The following is a 7557-nucleotide window of genomic DNA, read 5'->3' on the forward strand; positions in this document are numbered from 1 at the left end:
CTACCCCCAGTGTCCCCCCAGCACCCCTGGGTGTTCCCCCAGCACCACTTGAATCTTTCTTACCTCGGATCAAAGAAGATGGTTGGGATGGCGTAGGGAACCAATCTTCCAAATCCGTCAAGCTGTAATGATTTGATGTTTGGAATCCATCTTTTGCTCTACAGGTTTTGGTAATCAAGTTCCAATAAATCAGTTCATTGACTGCGGCGATCGCTTTTCGGCGTAAACTGTCAGGTGGTGAATGAGGGAAAGAACCGCGAAAGCAAGCTTCTCCAATAGACTTATAAGAAGGAAAAGCATTGTTGTCACATCCGGCACGACGGCATAAATGACAGTAAACCCGATATGCCTCCATTGTTAGTGGCAAATCATCAAGTTTACTATCCATGTAAATATGGCGTTTTCTTCTGTTATCACTAAAAGTATCGTTAGTCATAATTCCTCTGTTTGGTTGATGAAAAATAAGTGGTATTTATGTGGGGTATTTCTGTTCTAATAACTTAAGAAGAATGTATATTCTGGTTGGTTTTTTAATTTTTCTTCTGTTATACTCATAGGTGAAACACCCCCACGAAAAAAGTTTTCATTGTCCCTCGTTTTACTCCTAAAACGAGGGATTTGTTTTAGCGAATGAAGTAATTTGTACTAAATTTCCCGTGAGCAATCGCCCCAACAATACCTTCTGCCCGTTGTTGGCTAATTGCCCGTTCAGGGTTTTTGTAGAAGCCGATAATCTGTGACTTGGAGCGAATGACCAGCCGTTGGGAAGTCGCACGTTTATCCCAAACAAAACAAGAGATGGTGATGTTATCAGTAGCCCAGCGACTACCAGTTTTGTCCTTGCGAAAACAGAAGCGGGGCAAAGTCAAAACAAGAGATGGTGGGTGTTGCTCTAGAAAATCAGCCCGGTCATCGCATGGTTCTAAAAAGCTAGTGAGCAAGAAAGCCACAACACCAACACGGGCTTTTTTGAAGGCATTTTTAATAATTGGCGAAGCATACACGCTATATGGTGGATTAGTACAAATCCAATCGCAAGCCGGCAGTTCATCCCAAGACTCTGGTAGTGTTGCGTCGTAGTGGTAGTCTGCTGGTTTATCTGAATCTATATCGTTAGTCCAAATACTTTCGATATAAGGCCACACTCGGAGTAAAGAAGCAATTGCACCATGTCCCACGCAAGGTTCACCAATCACACCGGACAGCTTCACATGGCGCAGTAATTCAGTGGTGAACCAGGAAGGGGACTCGTAGAAGTTCAGGGGATGTTTCCCAACACTAGATGTAGACAATTGTAGAGTAGTACTCATTTGACTTCCCCTGATTGCTTAACTATATGCGCGCTGATTGACTCAAAATCAACATGAAAAATATTGAAATCTGTAGCTATTTTGCCTGAATTATAAAGGTCAACAATGTGTTGTTTAATGGCATCTTGTGATAACCCATCAGGGATGTTGATGTGTGCTTCACTATGAATTTTTTCGGTTACTTGAACGATGACTTTCATATTTTTCAGCCCCAAATTCAAAAACTCTACAACCATCAACTTCCACGGGGTTAATATTGATTAATCCGCCCCCAGAATAATCGCATGGAATCTTACGTTTATCCTTGTCGTCAAAAGCTTCTTTACGCAATTCCAACCACCGACCCACACAAGAAAATCCCACGACTGATTCTGGAGCGCCAGCTTTTTTGTAGTCTTCAACAGTGGCAATGTGACCACAGCAAGGGCATCTGAATTTCCATTGCAAAACATTGGTTCCGAATAGTGTTTGTCCTTGAGTTAGCCACTCTTCTCTGGTCATGATTTTCCTTCTAATGAATAACGAGATATTTATTTTTTAAATTTAGAACGCACAGCATTTTGACTAATTTCCCAGTCAACTTTCACTTTATGTATACAGTGTTCGACTGGCAAACCTCGTAAATACCATCTCAAAGCTTTTGTTTGCCATTCTTCTCCTTCTGTAACTGACTGTTGTATTAGTTTCCAAACGTTTACGGGGACTGATTCAATGAGTTGGACTAGTTTAATGCCAGAGAATTGGTCATTACCAGACTTGAGATTTTTAAAATGTTTAAAACTAGCTTTTTCTCCCAGTTTGACAATTTCTTGAATTTGCTTTGATAATTTTGTAACTGGTTCACATACTGGTAAATCAATAGATTCTTCTCGAATGAGGGTAACTCCAGTACTTTTATCCATACACTGATTGCAAATAGCATCAGCTTCTTGGTTATGTTCGCGTCTAATCCATTGAATTTGGCATTGATTAAATTGTTTACTTAGCTCAATAGCACGATGATAATATTCAAATAAATTAGCAGCTTTAACTTTCCAAAGTCCCTGTATTTGATTTATTACTACTTGGCTATCACCAAAAATTTTAATATTTTCACAACCAAGTTCTAAAGCTTTTTCTAATCCAAGAATACACCCAGTATATTCAGCCTCATTAACAGTGGCATGAGCCAAGAATTTTTCAACTACATAAGTTTTGTCTTGATATTTGATAATTGCTCCCCCGGCAGATAGTCCAGGATTACCACGGGAACCACCATCAAAATATATTTCTGCATCCCATCTTTTGGACATTGGTTGTAACTCCTTAATTTCTATCTGAGTCTTTCGACTATCTCAGCCTCTAGTTTCTGTCTGCGATCATTTCAAGCCGTAACCACAGCTTTTCTTTTGAAAGCTCCAGCTTGTTGAAGTACGCCAGCCGGGTTAGAGTGTGCGAAAAATTCTTCAACAGCTTTAGTCAGCCCCGCAGCAACCACAGGATCATGACAGGGGTACACATATATTTTTTGCTGAGTACCGTTGACTAATCGAGTTTCTTGGCGATCGCCCAACTGTGGGTAAAATGTTCTCACCCAAGTCCCCAAGTGTCCCCGGTAGTGAGTGCCACTGAGAGGAACTTTCTTTCCCAGTTCCATCTCTGCAAAGTTGACCACTCCTAGCCATTTTTCTTGAGAGCCGGTGAGCGCTTTTCTGTTATGTTCAGCTAACAGGTTGTCGGCGAAGTCTTTGAAATGCTGCTCGGTGTATGGGTTGAGTCTGCCACCAGTCAACTCAGCTAATGTCTTCATAGCTTGGACAAGAGTATGCAGCCGTTGTTCAGGTGGGGGAAGTGTAAAAGTGGGAGGTTGGGGTGTGATGGTGGATACAGCTGCAACCAAATCTAAAATGATGGTTCGTACTTGGGCAGCAATTTCAGATTCAGTAAGTAGCATTGCAATTCTGAGTGTGCCTAATGCCGAAAAAACTCTGGCTTGGGATGTTTTGGATGGTAGACAGAGCTTCTGTCGAGCATCCCGTAAGTCTTTTCCAGTAAGGGTTTTGGTTTCTAAGTCTCGAAATTCTGCACTATTGACTCTGTAAAGTTCTTTAACTGCTGACTCTGTAATTACAAAGTATTCAGCAATTTGTGCAGTAGTCGCCCAACCAGCACCACCCCAAACAGCAAAGATAATGGCTTTCGCCTTCGAGAGAATTTCTAGTGCTTTATCATCAGAAAAGTTGGTAATGGCAGATGTTCTCAGGGTTTTTGACTCTAGCAACACTGATGGGTTTAAAGGTAGACTCATAATGTTCCTTATACAGATGGGACGGGCGATCGCTGACTTTGGACGGTGGGCGATCGCTTTATATGGTTTTATATTGCGTTTTATTTGGCATCTTTCGGAACCAACTCAAACAAATCGGATATCTGGCAATCAAAGTAAACACACAGAGCAGTTATGGTGTCAGCGTCATAACGTTTTGTATTGTTCTCGCATAAGCCACGTATTGCACCAGCAGTTAAACCAGTTGCCTCCGTTACTGCTGTTCTGGTTAAGCCATGCTCATCAATTAAATCTTGCAATTTACAACGCAGTTTCACTTTTAAGTTTTGCACAGCTCTTCTGTCACTACGTTTGGTGTACTTAGGCGGAACGGGAGGATTCATCATTAAAACTACAGATGTCATTTCCTTACGTTCCTATTGTCGATTACTCTATTAAAAGTATCATCATTTTATCGATTAATCGATAAATCGACTATTTGATTTTTCGATATTTCTTTGGCATTTTCAAGCGCTCTTTTGATGATTAATCGATTAATCGATTAATCGTTAATCGATTATATTAATAACCAAGGGCAAAGGAAAGCAAACCGCCACCACCCGGACGGCAAAAGGGTTTGCAAGTATCACGACCGATTAGATCAAAAAAACATAGTCCAGAGACATGATCGCGGGGCATAGCACAAGGTCGAAACGACTGGGTAAAGAAGCCTGGAGAAGCAATCAACGGACATCAAGCAATAGACAACCCTTAAATACGGCTACGCCAAATTAGAGTGAGAGCGTTGTGGCATACCACAACGTTTTCTGTACAAAACAAAAGCGATCGCACCGTCTACCAAACACTGCGATCGCTTTCTATCCATAAATGGAGATTTTCATTATGACTTATGTAACCGATACTCAGCAAGCACTTTTCGGTTCTTTTGTAAAAGATTCGCCTTTACCTGAACTGACCCCAGTTGAAATCAGCTTCTACGATCACGAAATTTACTGCGGAAACAAACTGATTGCCCAAATCACATACAAAGAAGACTTGACCCAACCTTGGATGGTGATGGTGAACGGCACAGAGATATACCGAGCCAATACCTGGGCAAAAGCCTGGAGATATATCTGCACCCACCACAAAGACGGGACATTGCCCGAACAACACGAAGAAACCCCAGCCGCTACAGCTACAGACAACGAAATACAGTGCCAGATTGCCAACGAATGCGAGAAACAAGGTTTTGAATTGCTCGACGACGGCATATATTCCAGCGATTTCAAAGTAGGAGAAGTCGGGTTTGATGGGGTGTGGTGGTACATCCGAACTTTGTTAGGACGAGAAAACAAAGTATTTTGTCAATCTGTAGCAGATGCGGTTGAGGCGTTGGCATTGGTCGGGGTTGAGTCTATGTTGTGCGAGGATTTGCTGGACAGACCTTTTGACCAACTGACTGACGAGGAATGGCAGAACCTGCTGGAGTATGCACCAGTAACAGAGGTTAACAAGTGGGTGGCGGCGTAAATAAAGTTGTAGCTGTTTGATTGTGCTTAACGGAAATTAAACAGCTACACCAAAATTAGCCAAAAGTACTGTTTTTAATCAACCAAAAAGTGAAATCATGAAGCTTAGTTACGACCAAAGAACAGGAAGATTTGTTGTTTCCGAACTGGGACGCATTATCGATTCAGATGTTGATTTAGATGCTTTAGGTATTAGGTATGGATTCATCGCCCCCTCAACAGATGAAATAACAGACGAAGAAGCCCAGGAGATGGTTGAAGACTTAATGAGGGGCGAATAGTTTCAGTTTTGCTAGTTTTCAATTAAATTCAATTACTTAATTTCACAAGCGGTTTGTTAACAGCAGACCGCTTACTAAATAATTGTAAAAACAGGAAATCTACCATGCAGGTTACAATTACAATTCCACGGGGTTGGGGATATCCATGCTTTACCTTTGGACAACGTACAAAGCAAGGTATTGTAGTGGGAATCGAGTACATTCCTACGGACAGTTTGATAGCGAAAGAAGGTGGTGGAGGCTGGCAATATGGTTTGCTGCCTGATAAAAACAGTAAGGACATTATTTACTTGCCAGAAGAGAAGATACAACAGCTTTCGCCCAAGGAATCTGAAGAAGAAATTTTAAATGAGATTGATGCCTACCTCAACGAAGTAGCAATACTTCAGGCACAGTTGGGAGAAAGTCTTGATATCAAGACACCTTTTGATGAGATTAAACCAAAAGTTGCAGCACCAATTCAATCAAAAAGTATCTCAAGACGTTCTGCGGCTTAATCCCGCTACGCGAAATTTAAGGGCTTAATCAAAACTCAAGATGTTCAGGGGATTCCTAGAACTAGGGTGTAGGGGTTAGGGGGTAGGGTGTAGGAAAAAACTTAAGAAAGAAACAAGCACGAATATTAATAAACTTCTTTCTCACTATACCCTACACCCCACACCCCACACCCTTCTTAAAAACAATCCCCTATTTTCTTGCACTTAATCTCCAAAAAACAATGAATAAACAACAAGAAGCGTGGGATATCCTCATGGGTTTAAACAAAAAGCATTACGTGCCAACAGGTTTTTATACCTTGGGTGACGCGTATTTGATAAGTAATAAAAATCCTCAGTACAAAAACCAAATTGTGCTGGTTGAGCATTGTGGAAAATCACAAATTAATCATTGGGATTATACTTGCAAAAAGTCTGATTGCGGTAAGCAGCCAATCATCACAACCAATGGTGACGATGGGAGGGGAAACCTCAAACGCAAGGCTCCGTCGCTGAAAGTTTATGAGTAAACATAAACCCCCAGTTATTAAACACCCAATAAAGCTGCAAAGAGGCAGTTCCCAAAAAATAGTCTACAGAACTATCAAAAATATTCAACACCTCAAAAATAGTCATTTATTGGGAACTGCAACCATCAATAATCAATCTCAAATGGTTCGTAAAGAGGCTACTTATTGGGTTGTTGTTTAGATATCAAAAAGCGTAGTTTCTCGGAAATATAAGAAGCTACGCTAATTTCTTGTGAAAATTTAAGGTAAATAAACAATGGTACAAGCAATTGCCAATTCCGAAGCATTTTTACAGAATGCAGTAGTTGAACATTACAACTTTTCTAAATTAAACAAAACCCGTATTCGCTTTACTGTCAAATTAAAGAAAACCACAAAAAGTAATTCGCCTCGGTGGGCTGATGTTCTGAAGGCTGAAGGCGAAGAATCAGACTTAATCAAAGTCAAATCTTCCGAAGTAGGTCTGCGGGGAATCAAAGTTTTCAAAGCTTTAGATGAAGCAGCGGCGCAACTTCGCTCGGAAATCGCCTCAGTACAAGAGTGGATGACTTCAGACAACGGCGATTGGATTTGTCCGATTGACCTCGCGCCCCTGGTTTGGAGTCAATTAATTAATATCAGAGATGTAATTGCTCCGAGCCTCCGCACCCAACTCAAAAATGATTACGAGCAGGGCTTGATTGATTACCAAGAACGCATCGAAAACTTCATATCTCTGAATGTCTGGGATTTACCAGTAGATAAGCGTGAGGAAGTAAAAGCCAGCTTAATCAAAGCATTCCCGACTCTCTCTGATTTAGAAGATTACCTTCAAGTAGTCATCGGTCGCCCCGTTATCATTCCAGCACTGTCCGAACAACTCAACTCCGAACAAGCCAAGTGTTTGCAACAAATCACCCAGTTTATTCAACAGTACGACCAAAACCTAGAACAACGGTTGCGGGAGTCAGCGATCGCTGGAGGTGAACAATTAGCAGCCCAGCTACTTGAGGAATTGGCTGATTGGGAACCAGGACGCAAGCCCGTGCAATTTAAGCGCAAGATGGAGAAACATCTACAGAAAGTGCGGGTACTGCTGGCGAATGCTAGTCCTGAAGCTGGTGGTAGTTTGCAAGAGATGATGGAGCATCTCTTAACGGGTGACAAGAAGGCTAAACAGCTTGTTTAATAAGGGATAGAGCCT

At 41.5% G+C, this 7557-nt stretch carries 13 protein-coding genes; 5 read left to right on the forward strand and 8 right to left on the reverse strand.

Features of this window, described 5'->3' with window-relative positions; translation table 11 throughout:
* The 8 genes from ACM0OS_RS27635 to ACM0OS_RS27670 all read right to left on the reverse strand — a co-directional run.
* Positions 1 to 436, reverse strand: a 436-nt coding sequence (locus ACM0OS_RS27635; RefSeq protein WP_414546377.1) for a hypothetical protein, incomplete at its 3' end; no start/stop codon positions are given.
* 187 nt (positions 437 to 623) lie between these two features.
* Positions 624 to 1310 (reverse strand): hypothetical protein, encoded by a 687-nt coding sequence (locus ACM0OS_RS27640; RefSeq protein WP_414546378.1) that lies wholly within the window; start codon positions 1308 to 1310, stop codon positions 624 to 626.
* The gene (locus tag ACM0OS_RS27645; RefSeq protein ID WP_414546379.1) at positions 1307 to 1510 is read right to left on the reverse strand and encodes a hypothetical protein; all 204 of its coding nucleotides are present in this window, start codon (positions 1508 to 1510) and stop codon (positions 1307 to 1309) included. Before ACM0OS_RS27645 ends, ACM0OS_RS27640 begins: the two co-directional genes overlap by 4 nt.
* Entirely contained in the window at positions 1473 to 1811 is a 339-nt protein-coding gene (locus tag ACM0OS_RS27650) for a VVA0879 family protein (protein WP_414546380.1), read from the reverse strand. The genes ACM0OS_RS27645 and ACM0OS_RS27650 overlap by 38 nt, the downstream gene beginning before the upstream one ends.
* Before the next feature lie 29 nt (positions 1812 to 1840).
* The gene (locus tag ACM0OS_RS27655) at positions 1841 to 2602 is read right to left on the reverse strand and encodes a ribonuclease HI family protein (protein ID WP_414546381.1); all 762 of its coding nucleotides are present in this window, start codon (positions 2600 to 2602) and stop codon (positions 1841 to 1843) included.
* A 71-nt stretch (positions 2603 to 2673) separates the two neighbouring features.
* Positions 2674 to 3597, reverse strand: coding sequence for a hypothetical protein (locus ACM0OS_RS27660; RefSeq protein ID WP_414546383.1), 924 nt, complete (start codon positions 3595 to 3597; stop codon positions 2674 to 2676).
* A gap of 80 nt (positions 3598 to 3677) precedes the next feature.
* On the reverse strand, positions 3678 to 3980 hold the full coding sequence (locus ACM0OS_RS27665; protein WP_414546384.1) for a helix-turn-helix domain-containing protein: 303 nt from the start codon (positions 3978 to 3980) through the stop codon (positions 3678 to 3680).
* A 157-nt stretch (positions 3981 to 4137) separates the two neighbouring features.
* Positions 4138 to 4302: a hypothetical protein gene (locus ACM0OS_RS27670; RefSeq protein WP_414546385.1), complete on the reverse strand. Its 165-nt coding sequence runs from the start codon at positions 4300 to 4302 to the stop codon at positions 4138 to 4140.
* Positions 4303 to 4458: 156 nt separating this feature from the next.
* Between ACM0OS_RS27670 and ACM0OS_RS27675 the strand changes: the two genes are divergently transcribed.
* The 5 genes from ACM0OS_RS27675 to ACM0OS_RS27695 all read left to right on the forward strand — a co-directional run bounded on the left by ACM0OS_RS27675 (position 4459) and on the right by ACM0OS_RS27695 (position 7542).
* Positions 4459 to 5088 (forward strand): hypothetical protein, encoded by a 630-nt coding sequence (locus tag ACM0OS_RS27675; protein ID WP_414546386.1) that lies wholly within the window; start codon positions 4459 to 4461, stop codon positions 5086 to 5088.
* Between the two features lie 97 nt (positions 5089 to 5185).
* Complete coding sequence (locus tag ACM0OS_RS27680; RefSeq protein ID WP_414546387.1) at positions 5186 to 5368, forward strand: hypothetical protein; 183 nt, start codon at positions 5186 to 5188, stop codon at positions 5366 to 5368.
* A 104-nt stretch (positions 5369 to 5472) separates the two neighbouring features.
* Entirely contained in the window at positions 5473 to 5865 is a 393-nt protein-coding gene (locus ACM0OS_RS27685) for a hypothetical protein (RefSeq protein WP_414546388.1), read from the forward strand.
* Between the two features lie 221 nt (positions 5866 to 6086).
* Positions 6087 to 6374: a hypothetical protein gene (locus ACM0OS_RS27690; protein ID WP_414546389.1), complete on the forward strand. Its 288-nt coding sequence runs from the start codon at positions 6087 to 6089 to the stop codon at positions 6372 to 6374.
* Between the two features lie 256 nt (positions 6375 to 6630).
* On the forward strand, positions 6631 to 7542 hold the full coding sequence (locus ACM0OS_RS27695; protein WP_414546390.1) for a hypothetical protein: 912 nt from the start codon (positions 6631 to 6633) through the stop codon (positions 7540 to 7542).
* Positions 7543 to 7557 lie beyond the last annotated feature (15 nt).

It is taken from the genome of Nostoc sp. CCY0012 (assembly GCF_963920855.1).
In the GTDB taxonomy this organism is placed as follows: domain Bacteria; phylum Cyanobacteriota; class Cyanobacteriia; order Cyanobacteriales; family Nostocaceae; genus Cyanocohniella.

Coding starts and splice junctions, on each gene's coding strand:
- ACM0OS_RS27640 (WP_414546378.1), bottom strand. CDS start 1,310: ATGAGTACTACTCTACAATTGTCTACATCTAGTGTTGGGAAACATCCC.
- ACM0OS_RS27645 (WP_414546379.1), bottom strand. CDS start 1,510: ATGAAAGTCATCGTTCAAGTAACCGAAAAAATTCATAGTGAAGCACAC.
- ACM0OS_RS27650 (WP_414546380.1), bottom strand. CDS start 1,811: ATGACCAGAGAAGAGTGGCTAACTCAAGGACAAACACTATTCGGAACC.
- ACM0OS_RS27655 (WP_414546381.1), bottom strand. CDS start 2,602: ATGTCCAAAAGATGGGATGCAGAAATATATTTTGATGGTGGTTCCCGT.
- ACM0OS_RS27660 (WP_414546383.1), bottom strand. CDS start 3,597: ATGAGTCTACCTTTAAACCCATCAGTGTTGCTAGAGTCAAAAACCCTG.
- ACM0OS_RS27665 (WP_414546384.1), bottom strand. CDS start 3,980: ATGACATCTGTAGTTTTAATGATGAATCCTCCCGTTCCGCCTAAGTAC.
- ACM0OS_RS27675 (WP_414546386.1), top strand. CDS start 4,459: ATGACTTATGTAACCGATACTCAGCAAGCACTTTTCGGTTCTTTTGTA.
- ACM0OS_RS27680 (WP_414546387.1), top strand. CDS start 5,186: ATGAAGCTTAGTTACGACCAAAGAACAGGAAGATTTGTTGTTTCCGAA.
- ACM0OS_RS27685 (WP_414546388.1), top strand. CDS start 5,473: ATGCAGGTTACAATTACAATTCCACGGGGTTGGGGATATCCATGCTTT.
- ACM0OS_RS27690 (WP_414546389.1), top strand. CDS start 6,087: ATGAATAAACAACAAGAAGCGTGGGATATCCTCATGGGTTTAAACAAA.
- ACM0OS_RS27695 (WP_414546390.1), top strand. CDS start 6,631: ATGGTACAAGCAATTGCCAATTCCGAAGCATTTTTACAGAATGCAGTA.